This window comes from Vreelandella arctica (genome assembly GCF_037070215.1).
In the GTDB taxonomy this organism is placed as follows: domain Bacteria; phylum Pseudomonadota; class Gammaproteobacteria; order Pseudomonadales; family Halomonadaceae; genus Vreelandella; species Vreelandella arctica.
The window spans coordinates 1-19,597 of the sequence record NZ_JBANSN010000011.1; the positions used below are offsets into that span (position 1 = coordinate 1).

The 19,597-nt window shown below is 56.8% G+C and carries 17 protein-coding genes and 1 pseudogene; 10 read left to right on the top strand and 8 right to left on the bottom strand.

The genetic code is table 11. The annotated features are described in order from the left end of the window. Positions 1–101 precede the first annotated feature (101 nt). The 4 genes and pseudogenes from V8L70_RS11685 to V8L70_RS11700 all read left to right on the top strand — a co-directional run bounded on the left by V8L70_RS11685 (position 102) and on the right by V8L70_RS11700 (position 4,780). Positions 102–1,487: an MFS transporter gene (locus V8L70_RS11685; protein ID WP_336269447.1), complete on the top strand. Its 1,386-nt coding sequence runs from the start codon at positions 102–104 to the stop codon at positions 1,485–1,487. 42 nt (positions 1,488–1,529) lie between these two features. Then, the gene (locus tag V8L70_RS11690; RefSeq protein ID WP_101146939.1) at positions 1,530–2,150 is read left to right on the top strand and encodes a tyrosine-type recombinase/integrase; all 621 of its coding nucleotides are present in this window, start codon (positions 1,530–1,532) and stop codon (positions 2,148–2,150) included. Positions 2,151–2,291: 141 nt separating this feature from the next. Then, positions 2,292–2,486: pseudogene (locus V8L70_RS11695) on the top strand (IS1380 family transposase); the annotation flags it as partial. A gap of 413 nt (positions 2,487–2,899) precedes the next feature. Continuing rightward, positions 2,900–4,780 carry a monovalent cation:proton antiporter-2 (CPA2) family protein gene (locus V8L70_RS11700; RefSeq protein WP_101146941.1) on the top strand — a complete coding sequence of 627 codons (1,881 nt, stop codon included), beginning with the start codon at positions 2,900–2,902 and terminating at the stop codon, positions 4,778–4,780. Between the two features lie 17 nt (positions 4,781–4,797). On the opposite strand, the gene V8L70_RS11705 is transcribed toward V8L70_RS11700, so the two are convergent. From V8L70_RS11705 to V8L70_RS11715, 3 genes are all read right to left on the bottom strand, one after another. After that, a complete protein-coding gene (locus tag V8L70_RS11705) occupies positions 4,798–6,015 on the bottom strand; it encodes a hypothetical protein (protein ID WP_101146942.1) in 1,218 nt (405 codons plus the stop codon). A gap of 285 nt (positions 6,016–6,300) precedes the next feature. Continuing rightward, the gene (locus V8L70_RS11710) at positions 6,301–8,082 is read right to left on the bottom strand and encodes a DUF3422 family protein (protein WP_101146943.1); all 1,782 of its coding nucleotides are present in this window, start codon (positions 8,080–8,082) and stop codon (positions 6,301–6,303) included. 301 nt (positions 8,083–8,383) lie between these two features. Then, positions 8,384–8,686: a putative quinol monooxygenase gene (locus V8L70_RS11715; RefSeq protein ID WP_007182542.1), complete on the bottom strand. Its 303-nt coding sequence runs from the start codon at positions 8,684–8,686 to the stop codon at positions 8,384–8,386. 768 nt (positions 8,687–9,454) lie between these two features. Here V8L70_RS11715 and V8L70_RS22905 point away from each other — a divergent pair. Then, positions 9,455–9,763 (top strand): helix-turn-helix domain-containing protein, encoded by a 309-nt coding sequence (locus tag V8L70_RS22905; protein WP_412458233.1) that lies wholly within the window; start codon positions 9,455–9,457, stop codon positions 9,761–9,763. 346 nt (positions 9,764–10,109) lie between these two features. On the opposite strand, the gene V8L70_RS11725 is transcribed toward V8L70_RS22905, so the two are convergent. The 5 genes from V8L70_RS11725 to V8L70_RS11745 form a co-directional block, all read right to left on the bottom strand. Continuing rightward, a complete protein-coding gene (locus V8L70_RS11725) occupies positions 10,110–11,099 on the bottom strand; it encodes a zinc-dependent alcohol dehydrogenase family protein (RefSeq protein WP_003291522.1) in 990 nt (329 codons plus the stop codon). Positions 11,100–11,311: 212 nt separating this feature from the next. Continuing rightward, positions 11,312–11,617, bottom strand: coding sequence for an ArsR/SmtB family transcription factor (locus V8L70_RS11730; RefSeq protein ID WP_036993197.1), 306 nt, complete (start codon positions 11,615–11,617; stop codon positions 11,312–11,314). A gap of 134 nt (positions 11,618–11,751) precedes the next feature. Further along, on the bottom strand, positions 11,752–12,735 hold the full coding sequence (locus tag V8L70_RS11735) for an LLM class oxidoreductase (protein ID WP_101146945.1): 984 nt from the start codon (positions 12,733–12,735) through the stop codon (positions 11,752–11,754). Between the two features lie 66 nt (positions 12,736–12,801). Next, positions 12,802–13,926 (bottom strand): alkene reductase, encoded by a 1,125-nt coding sequence (locus tag V8L70_RS11740; RefSeq protein ID WP_101146946.1) that lies wholly within the window; start codon positions 13,924–13,926, stop codon positions 12,802–12,804. Between the two features lie 409 nt (positions 13,927–14,335). Beyond that, the gene (locus V8L70_RS11745) at positions 14,336–15,250 is read right to left on the bottom strand and encodes a LysR family transcriptional regulator (protein ID WP_101146947.1); all 915 of its coding nucleotides are present in this window, start codon (positions 15,248–15,250) and stop codon (positions 14,336–14,338) included. A gap of 108 nt (positions 15,251–15,358) precedes the next feature. On the opposite strand from V8L70_RS11745, the gene V8L70_RS11750 reads away from it, so the two are divergent. From V8L70_RS11750 to V8L70_RS11770, 5 genes are all read left to right on the top strand, one after another. Beyond that, on the top strand, positions 15,359–16,138 hold the full coding sequence (locus V8L70_RS11750) for an SDR family oxidoreductase (protein WP_232774929.1): 780 nt from the start codon (positions 15,359–15,361) through the stop codon (positions 16,136–16,138). Between the two features lie 60 nt (positions 16,139–16,198). Further along, positions 16,199–16,423, top strand: a complete 225-nt coding sequence (locus tag V8L70_RS11755) for a metal-sensing transcriptional repressor (protein ID WP_012218028.1) — start codon at positions 16,199–16,201, stop codon at positions 16,421–16,423. 59 nt (positions 16,424–16,482) lie between these two features. Next, positions 16,483–17,592, top strand: coding sequence for an S-(hydroxymethyl)glutathione dehydrogenase/class III alcohol dehydrogenase (locus V8L70_RS11760; protein ID WP_003291553.1), 1,110 nt, complete (start codon positions 16,483–16,485; stop codon positions 17,590–17,592). Between the two features lie 43 nt (positions 17,593–17,635). Then, positions 17,636–18,034 carry a VOC family protein gene (locus tag V8L70_RS11765; protein WP_101146948.1) on the top strand — a complete coding sequence of 133 codons (399 nt, stop codon included), beginning with the start codon at positions 17,636–17,638 and terminating at the stop codon, positions 18,032–18,034. A gap of 185 nt (positions 18,035–18,219) precedes the next feature. Continuing rightward, positions 18,220–19,554: a DUF3422 family protein gene (locus tag V8L70_RS11770; protein WP_101146949.1), complete on the top strand. Its 1,335-nt coding sequence runs from the start codon at positions 18,220–18,222 to the stop codon at positions 19,552–19,554. Positions 19,555–19,597 lie beyond the last annotated feature (43 nt).

Genomic DNA, 19,597 nt, shown 5'->3' on the forward strand with positions numbered 1-19,597 from the left:
GGGTACTCAGAATCAAACGCAACGGGCACGGGCTGAAGAGTTCAAGACGATTGCACGCTACCTGTAAGCGCTTTTAGGCACCCCTCATTTGAGGAAGTTCTATGCTCGATGTACTCGCCCATCGCATTTACCGCCACCTCTTTCTAGCTCAGGTCATTGCACTGATCGGCACTGGCCTAACCACGGTTGCGCTGGCGTTACTGGCTCACGATCTCGCTGAAGGTCAGGCGGGTGCCGTGCTAGGCACGGCGCTGGCGATCAAGATGGTCGCTTACGTGGGCATTGCCCCTCTGGTCGGCGCCTATGCATCACGCCTGCCTCGGCGCACGTTTTTGGTTAGCCTGGACTTACTGCGTGCAGCCGTGGTTTGTGCACTGCCTTTTGTTACAGAAGTGTGGCAAATCTATGTGCTGATCTTTCTACTCAATGCTTGTTCAGCTGGCTTTACGCCCGTTTTCCAGGCGACGATACCTGACATTCTCGAAGACGAAGAGCAGTACACACGAGCATTATCCCTGTCACGTCTCGCCTATGATTTAGAGAACCTTCTTAGCCCGATGGTGGCGGCGGCACTGCTGATGGTGATGGGGTTTGATGTCCTGTTTGTACTCAACGCTCTGGCGTTCGTTATCTCTGCCGCCCTGGTTATATCGGTAACCCTGCCTGCGCCTCTTGCCCTAGAGGAAGCCCCTAGCGTCTGGCGTCGTGTTACCCGCGGCATGCGGATTTATCTGAAGACGCCCCGGCTGCGCGGGCTACTGGCGTTGAACTTGGCGGTTTCAGCCGCCGGGGCCATGCAAATCGTCAACACGGTGGTGCTTGTGCGCTCGGTGTTGGGTTTGGGCGAGAAAGAGGTAGCCCTGGCCTTTGCCGCAGCAGGTGGAGGTTCCATGCTGGTGGCCTTATTGCTGCCCAAGGTGCTGGATCGGATGCCCGAGCGGCCAGTCATGCTGTTGGGCGGCGTTATGATGGCACTCAGCCTTTACCTGGGCTGGCTAGGCCCATCGTTTACGGGGCTTACCGGGCTATGGTTGCTGTTGGGCGCGGGGGCCTCGTTGGTTATGACCCCCTCCGGACGCCTGCTCAAACGCTCGTGTCAGCCGGAGGATCGTCCAGCGCTGTTTGCTGCCCAATTTTCCTTGTCACACAGCTGTTGGCTGGTTACTTATCCGTTGGCAGGTTGGCTGGGGGTAAACGTGGGACTGACGGGAACGTTCGCTTTGCTGGGAACGATTGCTCTGGCAGCAACGGCGCTCACAGCCCTTATCTGGCATAAATCTGACCTGAGAACTCTTGAGCACGAGCACGCAGCCATAACCCATACCCATCTGCACTACCACGATGAACACCATCAACACGAGCATGAGGGATGGGAGGGGCCGGAACCTCATCGCCATTCCCACCATCATTTTCGAGGCTCACATCGGCACGTCTTTGTTATCGATGACCACCATTCTCAGTGGCCATCACAGCACAAGCTTAGGTGAAATGTTCCATTCTTTGATCTCCACCCGATGGAGGATCTTGCCATGAACGTTTCTACTCAAAACCCCTTCACTCCTTGGAATAAAGGCAAGTTGGTTGGGCAGAAGACACCACTGCGCCTCAGAGATATCTGGGCGATCCGTGTTCGTCTACAGATTGCCAAAAAGACAAGAGACCTCGCCCTCTTCAATTTAGCCATCGATAGCAAATTACGAGGCTGCGACCTCGTCAATTTACGAGTCCGAGATATAGCCCATGGTGCGTGCATATCCCCACGAGCCATCGTGATGCAGCAAAAAACGCATCGACCTGTCCAGTTCGAAATAACCGAGCAAGCCCGTATCGCTATTATCGACTGGATACAGCTGGCTCAGCTCCGAAGCGAAGACTTCCTATTTCCCAGCCGAATCAATAGCGCAAAGCCTCTCTCAACGCGCCAATATGCCCGTATTGTGAAAGCCTGGGTTACCGAAATAGGACTAGATGCATCAATGTATGGCACGCACACGATGCGACGTACAAAAGCTTCGCTGATATACCGTCGCACGAAAAATTTAAGGGCAGTGCAACTTCTCCTGGGTCACACGAAGCTGGAAAGCACCGTCAGGTATCTAGGGGTTGAGGTAGATGACGCGTTGGAAATGGCAGAACAGACTGAAGTTTGATGAGGCTGAACGACGGCCTATTTTGGGCCGTCATTGTCCGGCCAGAAGCCGCCATTGAGACTTTCCTGATGTAACGCCAACATTCAGCAGCGGCCTTTACGTAGCGAAGCGGAGAAAAGGCCATCCGGTGGAGGGCCGAAGGCCCAGAACGAACTAGAACTAATGGTTAGATTGAAACAATATCCGCACGGCCTGAGCTGCCTGATGGGGAATCAAAACCGTAAGAGGTGGAGCCTAATGAGGTTTCGCGAGCAGGTGCTGAAAGTCGCCGCCACGCTCACCATGCATGCATTGCGGGTGACCTTGCACCTGGGAGCCGCCGCCGACAATTGGTGACCAACCCTGATGCGAGGAGGGCCAAGATTGGCCGCATTGTCCTAACCGCCACCACGACCGCCTTTCTTAAGGCATCGTCCAGTGGTCGAGGGGGCCGTGAGCAAGCGCCCCACCCTCTTTACTTGATATTATAAGCGACAAGTATTTAGAGAATAAATGAGCATATGTGGCGGTGCTGCCATGTCGTTGGCAGAAGAATAAGAGCCGGAAGCGTGCGATCAGCCACTTTAACAAGACCGTGATGAATCACGCGGGATACCAGTTGACGGCTATGGCCGCACTGAGCATTGTGGTGAAGAAAAACAGGTATGTCCCCATTTTTGTCCCCCATTTTCGATACCGGAAGCGAAATGCAGCCGTTGGTCTAATGTTAGAAGAATGGGTATGTGATTTTCGACCCACGGACATGACTGATGACTGACTACTTTGTTCAGGCGTTTATCTACCTGGTGGCGGCGGTAATAGCGGTGCCACTGGCCAGACAGTTCGGGCTGGGGTCGGTACTCGGTTACTTGGTGGCCGGTGTGGTCATAGGACCGGTGACAGGACTGGTGGGCCAGGAGGCCCTCACTCTTCAGCATTTTGCTGAGTTCGGCGTGGTAATGATGCTGTTCCTGGTGGGGATGGAGCTTGACCCCAAATCCCTTTGGGCCATGCGGGTTCGGCTGCTCGGTCTTGGCGGCCTGCAGGTCACACTGACTGCAGCCGCCGCCACCTGTTTTGCCTGGTTCCTGGGGATGGCCTGGCAAACAGCCGTGGCGGTAGGGTTTCTCTTCTCCCTTTCCTCAACAGCGATTGTCTTGCAGACACTTACCGAAAGGGGGCTAGTCAAAACCGAAGGTGGGCAGAGTGCCTTCTCAGTGCTGCTTTTCCAGGACATTGCGGTGATTCCCATGCTGGCCGTCATCCCGCTGCTGGCCGTGTCCGCAATGTCCGGTAGTGGCAGCGAGGGCGGGCATAGCAGCCTCAGCCTGGTTGAGAACCTGCCGGGCTGGGCGCATGGGCTGGCCGTTGTCGGTGCGATCGTGATCGTGATTATCTGTGGCCATTACCTGAGTCGGCCGCTGTTCCGCTACGTGGTGCGATCCGGCATGCGGGAAGTATTCACCGCCGCGTCCCTGATGCTGATTATCGGCATCGCGGCGCTGATGAGCTTGGTGAATCTGTCGCCGGCGCTCGGCGCATTCCTGGCCGGTGTGGTCCTCGCCAACAGCGAATTCCGGCACGAGTTGGAAGCCAATATCGAACCTTTCAAGGGGCTGCTGCTAGGGCTTTTCTTCATGACCGTAGGCGCGGGAATCAATTTCGGCGTTCTGGCGGCTTCTTGGGATACGGTCTTTCTTCTCGCCCTGGCGGTTATCATTGGCAAGACGCTGATTCTGTTTGGCCTGGCTTTCGCATTCGGCATCCGCGGCAGTGAAGGCTGGTTGTTCAGCCTCGGGCTGGCCCAGGCCGGTGAGTTCGGGTTCGTGCTGCTGACCTACAGTACCCAGAACCAAGTTATCCCTGCAGACACCGCTCAGGTGCTGTCACTGGTGGTGGCCCTGTCCATGTTCCTGACACCGCTGTTGTTCATTGTCTATGACCGGGTGGTGCTGCCGCGCTATCAGAAGGCTTCCAATGAAGAAGCAGAGCCGGATGAGATAGAAGAGCAGGCCCCGGTGATCGTGGCAGGGGTCGGCCGCTTCGGACAGATCGTGTGTCGTTTGCTTCGCGCCAACAACATTCCCAGCGTAGCCCTGGACCATGCTCTGGATCAGATCGAAAATCTGCGCCTGATCCAACTGAAAAGTTACTTTGGCGACGCCACCCGCATCCAGCTACTGGAAACCGCCGGCATTGCCGAGGCACGCCTGCTCGTCGTCGCCATCGATGACCGCGACCGGGCCGTGAGCCTGGTGCGTCACGTCAAACAGCTTTACCCGGAGGTTTGGATACTGGCCCGCGCCTTCGACCGCGGCCATGGTTACGAGCTGCGTGAAGCCGGCGCCGACGATGTGGTGAGCGAAACCTATTACTCCGCCCTGAAACTCGGCGGCGATGCCCTCACTGCCATGGGCGTCCACCCAGAACGCGCCCGCCGAATGACTCAATCCTTTGTCGCCAGCGAAAAAGCCAACGAAGACCAATTGTTCAGCGCCTGGCGCAACATCGAGGAAGGCATCCACTTCAGCCCGCGCTACGGGGAGCTGTTCATGAAACTGGACGAGTCACTGGGGCACGCCATGCGGGAAGACGCACGGCAAATCGAGGACGAAGCACCGGCGTGGACCCCACCGAGGAACAACGGCTGATCACTAAAACAGAATTGTCAGCGCTTATTCGCTTCCTGGTTGCGGCGTCGCTGCCGGTAGCCGTAAGTAGCGTTTCTGACGGTTTCTTCATCTTCCAGTCCGGCCCCCAGGGCGCCAGCGATAGTGGCAACCGAAGTCGCGAGCCAGGCAAGAGTGGTGTAATCGAGAAGACTGGCCCCGTGATCAAGTTGCGCTTCCAGCATGTTGGCCGGAATGAAAACGAGGACCGTGAAACAGAAAAGGCCCAGCAGGATCACGTAATAGAATACGACCCCGGCACTCAGCGTCAGGACAGTGACCGTGTTATAGAGCCGAACCAGACGTGGTGATCGGGCGTTTTTTATCGGTTCCCAAAGCGTGTGGGCAATAATGATCCAGGCAATCATCGACACCATGGCCACTCCCATCAGCAGAACAAGGCGTGGCCGGCCATAATTGGCGCTGAGCTGCCAAAGGGTGGGAAACACCAGACCATAGGCGCCGGTCGCGAACGCGACGGCGATGACGCGCTTGAAAGCAGGAAAGATGGTCGAGGGGCGGTTGGCGCGCACCATGCCTGCCAGGATGCGAAGGTTCCCGTTGATCCACGAATCGGCAATGAAGCGCACGTCAAAGGACTCTCCCTCGCCCGATAGCGTTAGCCGACGTATCGGAAACAGCTTCTCGTAGAGGTGCCTGCCCAATAGTTGCCGCGCACCTTTGCCACGCAGACTCTCGTGGACTTTATCGGATTGCTGGGTACGCTGCTCCTGACGAGTACGGTCCTCTTCGGAACTGCCATGGTGCAATTCGTTGACCAGTTGCAGGATCGCTTCGTTCAGGCGACGACGTATTGCGGTAATGCCGAAGGCAGGCAATGAAATCATCGCAACGCCATGCACCGTGCTGGTTTCAGCGATTACGAAGCGCCCGTCCTTAAAGATCGGCAAATCGGTAATGCAGATCGCGTAGTCCCACTGCTGGTCCCGCTTATACTCGAGAATACTCCCAATAATATCGTTGGAAGCCTCTGCAGCACCGATCAACGGATCGACGATCAGTTGCACCTCCCAGTTCAACCGGTCATCGACGTAGTTGGCCAGAAGTTCGGGTAACTGGTCGATTACCTTTTCGGCCATCTCAGCGGACATCTCCGGAGCAGGTACTAGGCCCACCACTTTTCGGCATGGGTTAACCGTCTGGATCCCTTCTGCTGCGGGCTGCTTGGTGTAGACCTCGTTTTGAGCCTTGGTCATAAGCGCTCCTTGACGACGTAGCTAGCGGACTTAGGAGTGGGACCCTGTAAAGCCCGCCTAGTATATCCAAGCTTAGATGAAGATTAGCATAGCGCGACTCTCGCTATAGTCATTGGAGAAATTGAAACCAAAAATTGAAGCCGGGTCCCATCAGCCGGCCTTGCTCGCTGCCCTACCCCTACCCCAAGAGATTAGATGACTGGGTCCATTAAATGCTGGCATCCCTACTGGACGCTCCACGATTACCCCATTCCGCGCTTCAGCCGGTAGATCGTATTAAGACTTTTACAACGCCGTGGAATCGTCGTGGGCATGCCTGATCCGACGAACTCTCCACCAGATCGACAGCATCACGACGGGTACCAGTACCGACATCACCGGTGTGGCAACATCGTAAATGAATGGAATTCCCTTCAGGAAATAGCCTGAAAGACTCACGACGTAATACGAAATTGCTGCCACAGACAGCCCTTCAACCGTTTGCTGAAGACGCAATTGCAGCTTGACCCGGTTGTTCATCGACGCCAGCAAGTCCCGATTCTGGCGTTCCAGTTCGACATCGACCCAGGAGCGCAGCAGTGAGATGTTTCGGGTCAGTTCGTCGGAGAGCTTGGCCTGGCGCTCTTTAACCGAAAGGCAGGTTCGCATCGCAGGAGCAATACGACGCTGAAGAAAATCCCGCCAGGTAAAGTATCCGGACACCCCCTCTTCCAATAGCGCTGCCAACCTCTCTTCAACGATCTCGTAGTAAGCCCGGCTGGCGCCAAATCGATAGAGATTCGCAGCAACGCAGGCCTCCAACTTTGCCGCCAAACTGGTCAGTTCTGACAGAAGGAGGTGGTTGTCACGCCGCGCTTCCGAGTTCGTCGACATCTCATCAGTCATCATGGCCAGTTGTGACTCCATGCTTCGCAGCTCCTTCGTCATTGACCTAGTCAACGGCAACGACAATAAGGCCAAAGTCCGATAGGTCTCAATCTCCAGAAGACGTTGCGCCAGCGCACCTGCTCGCGCGGGTTTCAAATCACGCGCAAGGATCAGGATGTGCGTCAGGCCGTCGTCATCCTGTCGGAAATCGGTCAGGATGGCAGCGTTCCCACTTTCTACTAGCGAGTAACAAAGGCTGGAAGTATCGAAGCGATCTACCTCCTTCTCAGTATCTGAATTCCATGGAAGAAAGGTCAGGCGCACGCCCGATACCACCGGGCCTGGAGGGATGAATCCATGCTTGAACGGATTCTCGCCGCATGGTTCTCCGGTTTCGGGATCAAGCTCGGCACACCACAGATACGTCGAATACTCCGTGTGTTTTTCGCAGTGCAGGTCTCCGTCGTCCCAGGCCAAGCCGTGAAATGACGTGGATTGGTCAGGCTCAGCCACGCCGAGACGACCAGACAACTCATTCACCGCCAACTTATCCTTAGTCAGATCTCCTCCCGTCATGAAAGCGAACTGCAACATCTGCCTCGGGGCCTGAATCATGAGGTGTGGGCGTGCATGCACTTCGTTCACGGCCGCCGCCCTATCGGCATAGGCCGGCATTCCATACACGGTGTCGGTTGAGGCCGGCTGACCGTTCGGATTGTGGGTCGACTCGGCCATAATGACCTCAGGTTGACGGGTAAAGGAAATACAGAGTGGAACTCTAGTAACACTATAGCCCACTACGCGAAGGTAAACCCTGGGCACCTTTGCTTCCTTCTCCCAGCGGATTTCACTTCGATCATCGTCGTAGACGAAGCGCAGGCTATCACCTTCCTCTATGTCGCCCCGCAACACGGCACTCGCAAGGCGCGTCTCGATCAGGGATCGGATCTGGCGACGACGTTCGCGCGCCCCAAACTCCGGCCGGTAGCCGACATCCGCCAAGTGGTCGATGAGTGAGTTGTCGAACTCCACCGTCAAGCCCTGCCCGTGCGCGATACGCTTCACGCGTTCGAGCTGCAGGCCTACGATGTCACGGATCTGTTTGCGGTCGAGCGCGTGGAACACGATGATCTCATCAATGCGGTTGATGAACTCCGGGCGGAGATAGCGACGAAGCACGTTCAACAGCTCCGACTTCAATTCCGCGTCGTCCTTGCGCTTGTCCTCCTCTCTGGGCTTAGATAGCTAAGAGTACTTAAGGAATGCGCCTTACCGTAATCTCAGGTGAGCTTCGCTTTTACATGTATGCGCGTTTAATATTCTTGGCACCTTGAACTCCGAACAGAAAACAAGGTACCTATTGAGACACCCAACCGGCCAAGAGAATTGTCGTCAACTGGTCATCCTAATTGTCGCCGAACATCCCCCCGGCAATCGAGGGGGGCTGCGTAGGGCCGTGTGGCCCTACGCAGCGTGACCTGATTGAGTCAAGGCCGGGTTGTCATGCAGGCAGTTTGGCTGCAAGCAGTTCGACCTTCTCGATATTGGGCGGAGAACTGAGCAAGGTCGCGGCGTTGGCCATCAAGGCCGCGGCGATCTGGCCGTTCAGATGTGCCTGGCGACCTGCCTCATCGGCAAAGGCATCGAACACACCGAACGTCGAAGGGCCAAACTTCAATGCAAACCAGGCAGTGGTGCCGGATTCGGCGTTGGCGAGCGGCAGTGCGCTGGCCAGGAAGTCGGCAAGCGCAGCCTCCTGGCCGGGTTTGGCTTCGAGGCGAACAAACAGGGCGAGCTTGGTCATATTGTAATCCTTTGGGTAAATGGTTTAGGTGAAAGCACCGACGAGCCTGCAGTCTAAGTCTTCATGACAACCATTTATATAGACAAAAATGACAACTTTGATATCATTATTGCCATGAAACTTCATATCCTTGTTTGTGATGGCGTGTTTGATCTGGGGCTTGCGGCGCTCACTGACACAGTGGGCTTGGCCAATGCGATGTCGAGCTCGCTGCCACAGGCTCCCGCGCACATAGAGCTCACGCTGGTGGGCGTGCGGCGTCGCATCCTAACGGCGCAGGGCTTGACGGTCCCCGTGGTCACTGCGCGTGGTGTGCCGGAACCAGACGTCGTGCTCGTGCCCGCGTTTGGTGACAAGATGCCTGACACGCTCTCGGCTCGGCTCACACGCCCCGACGTGCCCGATGCGGTCGCCGCGCTACAGCTGTGGTCCACCGCTGGCGCGCACCTTGGTGCCGCCTGCTCCGGTAGTTTCTTACTTGCAGAGAGTGGCCTGCTTGATGGGCATCGTGCGACGACGTCATGGTGGCTGGGGCCGATGTTTCGGCAGCGCTATCCGAACGTCACGTTGGACGAGTCACGCATGATCGTGAACTCGACACGCTTCACTACCGCGGGTGCCGCTTTGGCCCACGTTGACTTGGCCTTGCACATCATCCGGGGGCGCAGTCCGGCGCTGGCGGCCCTGGTGGCACGCTATCTGCTGGTCGAGGCACGCAGTTCGCAAGCCGAGTTCGTGATTCCCGACCACCTTGCGCATGCCGACCCAATGGTGGAGCGCTTCGAGAGCTGGGCCAGACGTCGGCTCGCGCAGGGGTTCTCGCTGGCGGAGGCGGCCAGCGCCGCGGGCACAAGCGAGCGCACCTTGGCGCGGCGGCTGCAAAGCGTTTTGGGCAAGACACCACTGTCGTATTTCCAGGACCTGCGCGTGGAGCATGCCGTCCATCTCTTGCGCACCGGAAACGCCAGCGTCGACCAGGTCGCCACACAGGTCGGGTATTCGGATGGGGCGACCCTGCGGGCCCTGCTGCGCCGCAAGCTGGGCCGGGGTGTCAGGGAGTTGCGACGCGGCGGATGACCAGAGGCGTTTGGTATATGTACGGCTGGAGACCGCCGCGAAACTGACGCAGGCCAAACGGCGCATTTGGACAAACTGACAAAACTACTGCCCGCCACGGCGCGCAAGCTCCAGTTTGACCCTGGACAAAGTTTTGCTGGCAATGCCGTAGTTGAGCAAATCAATGATTGAGCAACGCTGTGCCCTGACGATGCGGCGGCTCACCGTCCCCGCGCTAGCTGACAGAGCAATTCTGCCGACAGCATGGGGGAGCAGCTACTTTTTCAACAGAGTCGGCCAATAGCGGTCATCAGGGCTGGCTTGAGTCGGGGCCGAAGGATTACGCTCTCAGCCCCATAATTGCTGGTCAGACAGTTACCACGATCTTGCCGATCTGCTGATTGGCTTCAAGGAAACGATGGGCATCCTGGATGTCGCTAAGTGCGAATGTCTTTGCGATGATCGGGCGCAACGCACCGGACTTCAACCCTTGCAGAATAAAAGCCTTCGCTCTCTCCAGGGCTTCAGGGTCGGCCACAATCTCTGCGTAGAGATAACCCTTCAAAGTCAGGCTTTTGCCCAGCACGGTAAACAGTGGGAATGGTGTCGGTTCAGAGCTGAGTGCGCCGTACACCAGCAAAATTCCGCCCCGCGCCATGCTCTGCGTGAGAGGTTCAAAGGACGGCCCGCCTACAGGATCGAATACAACGCGAGCGCCTTGACCGGCAGTTATCGTCATAACACGCTCGACGATATCCTCTTCATCGCTGACGATGACATGCGCAGCGCCTGCATCAAGCAGGGCTTGCTTCTTCGCGTGAGTTCGAGTGATCGCAATCGATGTGGCGCCGACCATTCGAGCTATTTGGAAGGCGGCCAAGCCAACACTGCTTGACGCGGCGGTAACGATGACAAAATCGCCCTGCCGTAGCTTCGCCTGTTCAATCAATGCTCCCCAGGCGGTGACGTACTGCATCCAAGACGCCGCAGCCTCTTCAAAGGACAAGTTCTCAGGGCTCTTTACCACCAGGTGGGCTGGTACATTGGCCAACTCGCCGTAGGTGCCCCAGCGAGCAATATCCAAAGGTGGGATCAGAGCGACCGAGTCACCAATAGTGATCTCGGTTACGTCGCTCCCAACTGCCGTTACGATGCCTGCGGCCTCGTAGCCTAAGCGGCTGGGGAACTCCGCTTCTTGTAGGTATGCGTGATTGCGGAACATCACTTCGGCTCGGTTCAAGCCAATAGCTTTAACACTAATCTGCACCTCGTTTGCTGCTGGTGCCGATACTTCCAGATCCTCCAGCTTCAAAACGCTGGCGTCACCGTATTCATGAATTCTGACAATGCGTGCCATATAGATACCTCGTTTATCAATGGGCCTCGACGTACATCCGGAAAGTATCCGGGCACTCGAAAGGTAACAAAAATTTAGTCATTGGTTGGCGCTAAATAATGGCCTACGACGGCGTATTACTTGGCGGCTGTCAAAGTATGAAGACCTGTAGCCATGGCGCATCCTCCTGATGAGGGCTGAAGAATGCACCATGACTTCCTGGGTCTGCATACCTAGATTCTTTCTTGCAGCGCCTTTAAGAAGGCGTCGATATTCTCATCGTGGCGTTTGTAGTAGGTCCAGGGGCCGATCCGCTGCGATGTCACCAATTGCGCGCGCTGTAGAGCGGCGAGATAAAGCGATGTCGTTGACTGCGAGAGGCCCGTGCGCTCTTGGATGATACTGACGCACACGCCTACCGTTTCTGGGTCGACCTCCTGCCCGGGAAAGGCTGTCCTGGGATCCTTGAGCCAATTGAGGATGGTAAGGCGCATCGGGTTCGCCAATGCTTTCAGGGCTTCGTTGACGTCAATAGTCATGAATTTTTTATACCTACTCTTCCGATATCTGGATATCTTCCTGATTCACGCAGCAAATTGGAAGGCTTCACCATGATCTCCGCGCCTGCCCTTCGCAGTGATGGGCAGGCTTGGACTGGAATCCTATTGTCCTGTCAGGTAGGACTATCGGACACCTGTGCGCCGAATTGCGGGACGATATGTTTGCCAAGTTCCTCGATAACCTCTGCTGCGGGGCGTTTACCATACTTGAGGTTCAGGATGACGTGATCTACACCGATTTCCTGAAGTGTATCCAGCAAGGCCAGAAGATGGTTACGTCCCAGTCGGAATCCTAGATGGATAGGCGAGGGCGGCGTGGATGGGTGTTCGTCCAGGTCGATATACAGCGATTGCAAGAACGGCTTGTAGATAGTGCCACATTGTTTAGCCGTTTCCTGTCGCCAATCTTCCACGATGAGTCGCTGTATTTTTGGCGGACGTGGATAGTTGATCCATCCATGGCTTTCACGCGCGATCCAATCGAGCGACTGGCGGCTATGTCCGGTTACGAATAGCGGTATTTCCCGAGTCGTAGGTTTGGGAACGAGATCGGCCCCCAGTAACTCACCGTGACTCCAGCGAATGGGCTCGAAGTGTGTTCGATGGGCTTGGCGTATCACATTGAGGTTTTCTTGAAAGGTCTCGCCGCGCTGTTCTGGATCAACGCTGAATGCGGGAAACTCCACGGGACGATCGCCAGAGGCTACTCCCAGGAGCAAGCGACCTCCGCTCAACTGATCAATGCTCGCTGCGGCCTTTGCCGTGTGCAAGGGATTACGCAAAGTAAGGGCGATGGAGGCGGTGCCTAGTGCGATTTTTGTTGTATGGGCTGCCATGTAGCCCAGATACACCCAAGGGTCGAAAACCTGGCCGACATCACCGAAGCTTGGGTCCCTGAGCGGCACATCGCGAAACCAGAGTGCCGAAAAACCTAGTGCCTCTGCACGTTTGGCCAGCGCGACCTGATCTAGCATGCGCGGTGTGTCACCCTGGAAAGCCTCCAGGGGAAAGAACAGCCCAAGGCTTAGATGACCCTGTCTGAAGGTCTGTTTGAATCCCCTATGCTCTTGGTAGGGAATCGTACTCGGTTGGTACATGCTTAACTTCCTCGGTCAGCAAACGCAGAGCCACGCCCCTGAGTTATGGGGCGTGGCTCTGAGCGCTTAGGGTTTGTAAGTCGGGTAGTCGGTGTAGCCCTTATCGGTACCGCCGTACATGCTGCTTGGATCAAGTGGGTTAAGCGGCCAGTTGTTGGCGATACGCGCGGGCAGGTCGGGGTTCGCAATGAAGGGGCGACCAAAAGCGATCAGGTCGGCCCAGCCAGCTTTTATCACGCGATTTGCTCGTTCAGCGGTGTACTTGCCGGCATAGATAATCTTGCCGCTGAAAGTCTTACGAACAGCTTCCCGGAACGTCTCAGGCAGCTCGGGTGCGTTGTCCCAATCGGCTTCGGCGAGCGACAGGTAGGCAATGCCCGCTTCCTCGAGGATCTTCACTGCCTCGATGTAGGTTTGGTGAGGGTCTTCTTCGACCAGGCCGAGGTAAACGCGGTCTTCGTCTGTGGTCGCGAACAGCGGGGCGAAGCGAACGCCAACGCGCTCCTTGCCGACCACACCAGCAACGGCGAGTGTGATTTCGCGCAGGAAACGAAGACGATTCTGCAGCGAACCGCCATATTCATCATCACGCTGGTTGGTATGGGCCGAAATGAACTGGTTTACCAGGTACCCGTTCGCGCAGTGAAGCTCCACCCCGTCAAAACCTGCTTCCAGAGCATTTCGGGCTGCTTGGGCGTAGAGCTCAACCAGTTCCTTTACCTCCTCGGTGGACAGGGCTCGTGGGGTCGATGGGTCGGCCAGTGTACCCGTGCCGGGGCCAGTTTCGATGAACACCTTGACGTTGTCCGCGCGGATGGCTGATGGCGCGACGGGTGCTTCACCACCGGGTTGCAGCGATGTGTGCGACACGCGGCCCACATGCCAAAGTTGAGCAAAGATCACCCCTCCTTCGGCGTGAACAGCGTCGGTGACCTTACGCCAGCCTTGTATCTGTTCCGGGCTATGAATGCCGGGTGTCCAGGCATAACCCTGTCCTCGGGGCTCAATCTGTGTGCCCTCGGTCACCATGAAGCCAGCACCGCTGCGCTGACGGTAATAGGTGGCCATCAGGTCGTTCGCAATATTGCCGGGTTGGGAGCTGCGCGAACGCGTCAGTGGCGGCAGAACGATACGGTTCTTGAGGGTGTATGGGCCCAGCTGAGTGGTTTTAAAAAGTTCTGAGTGTGTCATTTTGCTTACCTGCATATCTAAAATATTCGATGTCGTAGGTCGAAAAACATGGATCAACGAGCTCTGAAGAGCCTAGCGGTGCTTCGTTGAGGCTGACGTAGATATTCTTCTTCTGGCTGTAGGCTTCCAGCATTGACTTGTGAGTTTCCCGTCCTGGGCCAGATTTCTTATCGCCACCAAAGGGGCATGGGCTGAGGTCTCATGGTAGGTATCGCTGGAATCTTTCATGGGGGTACCACCTGAGGTTTCTAGTGCGGGTTACGAGTCAAGGCTATTCGCAATATCTATATATGTCAATATGTCGCTATTATTTCCGGCACGTATGCATATTTTCACGCCCTTGCAGCTCACTTCTGGATCAGCTGGGAACGCGCCGTGCTTCGCACCAGGGTTGTCTATGAGTCTCAGGCTATTCCCCCAGGCCCTGGGGAAATAGCCTGGGGTTTGAGAAAGCCTGCTTAAGGTGGTCGTACACCAATCGCACCCGCTTCGATACAGGACCCTGCTGCGGGCGGTATATGAACAGATCCCATGGTGCTGGAGCGTGATCAGCCAAAACGGCAACCAGCTTTCCTGACCGCAGATGAGGCTCAGCCAGATAGGCAGGAATTTGGCCAAAACACATGCCTGCCAGGGTGGCTTCCAATTCCGTATCTGGATCATCACAGATAAGCGCTGGCTGCCTGGGCGCGAACGTTTGCCCGTCGGCAAATAGCCAAGGCCAAGGGCGGCCATTTTTCCGGTCGATCAGGACTGAAAGTGGCAGCTTAGCTAAGGCATCCAAAGATTCAGGTGGTGTCTTTTGGCCTATGAGAGACGGGCACGCGACAACGTAAAACGGCACGGGAGCTAAGGCACGTGCAACGTAGCGCCGGTCGCGAATAACCCCCACCCGGATACCAATATCGATATGCGCTTCAACGGCATCAGTCATCTGATCTTCCAAGCGGAGATCGAATTGCAGGTCAGGATGTGCAGCGGCCAGGGGCTGAAGAAACGGTATTAGGAAGCGCCTGCCAATAGCATGTGGCGCCGTAATCCCCACCCTACCTGACAGCTCAGGCTCCGTCCTGTGCGACCGGAATAGCGTATCGAAATGATCCAGAGCTGACCTGGCATCTTTGGCGTAATCCTGACCGAAAGCAGTGATGCTCACCTGGCGGGTATTGCGGTGGAACAGTGATTCGCCAAGCTCAGTTTCCAGGGCTTGAATGGCTCGAGTCACCCCTTGTGGGGAGATGCCTAATCGAGTTGCCGCTTCGCGGAAGCTACCTGCCTCTGCTGCTGTGCAAAAAATCCTGACCATCTCCATGCGGTTAAGCATGTTGCCCCTCCCATTTATTCCATTTTCAGGAATAGCATAATCCAATCATTTCCATTTATTGAGATCAATCATGGGTCTAAAGTTTGCGCACTGCCAGGTTAACCAACCATGGCGAAGTATAAAACCACCGATGAGGTTCTTAGCATGAGCAATAACATTTCTGGAAAAGTTGTCGTTATCACCGGTGCCAGTAGCGGCCTGGGTGAGGTTACTGCACGCCACCTTGCTGCGCTTGGCGCTCGCGTAGTGCTGGCTGCACGCCGCAAAGATAAACTCGACGCATTGGTGGCTGAGCTGACCAATGCAGGTGGTCAGGCAATCGCGTATCAGACCGATGTCACCTCTCAGGAAGAGGTCAAAACACTCATTCAAGGTGCCGTGGACACCTACGGTCGCATTGATGTACTGATCAACAATGCCGGACTGATGGCGATTGCACCGCTCAGCGATACTCGCACTGACGAGTGGGATCGCATGATCGATATTAACATCAAGGGTCTGCTGTACGGAGTCGCGGCTGCATTGCCAGTCTTCCAGAAACAAAACAGTGGTCACTTCATCAACATCGCATCGGTTGCAGGCGTGAAGGTGTTCAGCCCGGGTGGCACCGTGTACAGTGGCACCAAGTTTGCTGTGCGGGCTATCTCCGAAGGACTGCGTCACGAAGTCGGTGGCAGCATCCGCACCACGACTATCGAGCCGGGCGCCGTGGACTCCGAACTGAAATTCGGCAGCACCCACCAACAGAGCCGCGATTTCGTGGTGGATTTCTACAAGCATGCAATTCCCGCCGAATCCGTCGCGCGAGCTATCGCCTTCGCAATTGAGCAGCCTGCTGACGTGGATATTAACGAGATCGTTCTGCGCCCAACCGTGCAGGAATTCTAATGAGTTGAGGGCCTGTCTCTTCGGCGTCAGGCCCCGCTTATCTGGAGTGAAAAGCGGTGAGTGCCACATGGCCCGGAAGAAAAGAAGCAAGCGCTCGATGCAGGTGCTGAATGCCCTGCAATTCTTCAGCAGCTTGCGGCTGTTCGTGGAGCTGTCAACGGATTGATGGCAACGGTTCTGGAGAGCTATCTAAGGGAAGAGTTTCCCAGTAGCGAAATCAGGAGCGATTCGCAGAACAAGTCCATTGACGAGACCATCTCCATCGTCCGCTCCTACCTGCGGTAGAGGCGCCAGGGTACCCTCGGTGAGGGAAAACTTAGTTAGCTAGTAAAGGAAGCGACATCATGAAATCACGTGCAGCAGTTGCCTTCGGGCCTGGAAAGCCACTGGAAATCGTCGAGATCGACGTCGAGCCGCCGCGCAAGGGCGAGGTGCTTGTCAGGATCACGAATACCGGCGTTTGCCATACCGACGCCTTCACCCTGTCGGGCGAGGACCCGGAAGGCGTGTTCCCGGCGGTGCTGGGCCATGAGGGGGCCGGCATCGTGGTCGAGGTCGGCGAGGGCGTGACCTCGGTCAAGCCGGGTGACCACGTGATCCCGCTGTACACCGCCGAGTGCGGTGAGTGCCTGTTCTGCAAGAGCGGCAAGACCAACCTGTGCGTGGCGGTGCGCGCCACCCAAGGCAAGGGCGTGATGCCCGATGGCACTACCCGCTTCAGCTACAACGGCCAGCCGATATACCACTACATGGGCTGCTCGACCTTCTCCGAATACACCGTGGTGGCCGAGGTCTCGCTGGCCAAGATCAACCCGGACGCCAATCCCGAGCATGTTTGCCTGCTGGGTTGCGGTGTGACCACCGGCATCGGCGCTGTTCACAACACGGCCAAGGTTCAGCCGGGTGACTCTGTGGCCATCTTCGGCCTCGGCGGTATCGGGCTCGCTGCGATTCAGGGGGCACGCCAGGCCAAGGCAGGTCGCATCATCGCCATCGACACCAATCCAGCGAAGTTCGAGCTGGCTCGTACCTTCGGCGCGACCGAATGCCTCAACCCGAAGGACTTCGACAAGCCGATTCACGAGGTTCTCATCGAGATGACCGGTTGGGGTGTCGATCACACCTTCGAGTGCATCGGCAACGTCAACGTGATGCGCTCGGCACTGGAAGCAGCACATCGTGGCTGGGGCCAGTCGATCGTCATCGGCGTGGCTGGTGCAGGCAAGGAAATTTCGACGCGCCCGTTCCAGTTGATCACCGGTCGCACCTGGAAGGGCTCGGCTTTCGGCGGGGTCAAGGGCCGCACTCAACTTCCCGGCATGGTGGAGGACGCAATGAAAGGCGAGATCGATCTCGCCCCGTTCGTCACCCACACCATGGGCCTCGACGACATCAACAAGGCCTTCGACCTGATGCATGAAGGCAAGTCGATTCGCACGGTGATCCACTACTGACCGCCCACTACCCATTCAACACCAACCACCAAGGAAATTAATCATGTCCACTCCTGTCATTTCTGGCGATGGCATCTTTTCGCACATCTTTATCGGCGCTGCCGACCTTCAGAAGTCGGTCGCGTTCTACGACGCCGCTCTGGGTGCTCTTGGCATCAAGAACCTCGGTCCTTTCAACAACGGATGGGTACTTTTCGGTCGCGAAAAGCCGGCTTTCATCATCGCCCGCCCGGGCAATGGTGAAGCGCCTTCCAGCAACGGCGTGACGATCGGCTTTGCGGCCGCCACTCCCGCTGAAGTGGATGCCTTCCACGCCGCCGGCCTTGCCGCAGGCGGCACTGACGAGGGCCAGCCTGGCGCACGTGGTCACCTGCCGGGTGCCTATGCGGCCTACCTGCGTGATCCGGCGGGCAACAAGATCTGCTCGTACACCTTCGTCTGAAAGCAAGGAAGCTGAGAGCGTTCTGACAGGGTCAGCACAAGCCTCTATTATACGGTGAGCCTGTTAGACGGACTGTGTAACGCGGTGCCTGCTCATGAAGATCGGCCCGCAGCCATGTGCGAAACACATGGCTGCGGGCATTTGTTTTGAAGCGTGCTTTTCAACCAATGAGAAATGAGGTCGTTATGAAAGAGCCGGCCAATATCAATACGATGACCGTACAACCCACCCCAACCGCCACCGTGTACGGCATGCCGGCTTATGCCGATCGTGCTGCAGCCGTGGGTGAAGTGCATGCGCGCCCGCATCTGTTGCTTGAGGCCCCCCGCGGTATATTGCAGCTCGCTTTCATGACCGAAGGTGACCAGACCAGGGATCAGATGGCGATGAGCGAGTTGTCTCATCGCTTGGGCGTTGCCGAGCCCGACCACGCTACGCCGCTACACGGCATGACATGGGATGAGGGAGACCTTCACTGTGAAAAGCACACCGAGTTCTCCACGTATCTCTGGTGCGCTTCGCTGGATTCCAAGACGGGAGAGCCTTGCGGAGAAAATCCCTTCAAACATGGATTTGTTCCTCCGGGCCCGGTCATATCCGGCATCCGCTTGAGACTTCTTCCGTGGATACCAGAAACGGAGAAGGAGGCTGATCGCTTCGATCCTGCCAGCCTGTGCTACTCGCTGGTAGAGAACGGCTCTGCCGCCATCTTGACCGACTTCCGACAGGATGAGGATGGCCTGACGCAGATCCTCATCCTTGCTCGTGATTTGACCCCGGCGCGGGCAGGTGCGCTGGCTCAACTTCTATTGGAGATCGAGACGTACCGTACCTTGGCGTTGCTGTCTCTGCCGTTGACGCGATCGATGACGTCGGAGCTGCGACACATGGAGTCGCGGCTTGCTGCGATCACTGACGAGATGTGTACGAATTTGGTAGAACGCCGCGATAGCGACGTGCTGCTTTCCGAATTGACAGGTCTGGCCGCCGAACTGGAAGCTGGCATCGCGGCAAATCTCTATCGCTTCGGCGCCAGCCGTGCCTACTACGAGATCGTCGAGGAAAGGCTGGCTGCGCTTTCAGAAGTGGCCGTATCCGGATACAGCACCTGGGCGGATTTCCTGCAGCGTCGCATCGCTCCAGCCATGCGGGAGTGCCAATCCGTAAAGGAGCGCCAGGCCAAGCTCTCCGACAAACTGACCCGAGCCATCGCGTTGCTGCGTTCGTGGATCGACGTCGAACTTGAACGCCAGAACCGCGATCTGCTGGCTTCGATGAATAACCGGGCCAAGTTGCAATTGCGCCTTCAGCAAACCGTCGAAGGCCTGTCGGTCGCGGCAATTTCTTATTACGTCGTGAGTCTTCTCGGCTACCTGCTCAAGGGCATTCCGCTCGTTCACGACAGCGTGGCGCAGGTGATGGCGGTTCTGGTACCTGCGGTGATGCTGACGATCTGGTGGATCGTCCGCAGGATAAGACACGCCCACAGCGACACGGCGGCGGAAGAGAAACCTTCCTGACGAGCTGCCGTCCTGGCACGGGATAGCTGCGCCGTCCGTTTGA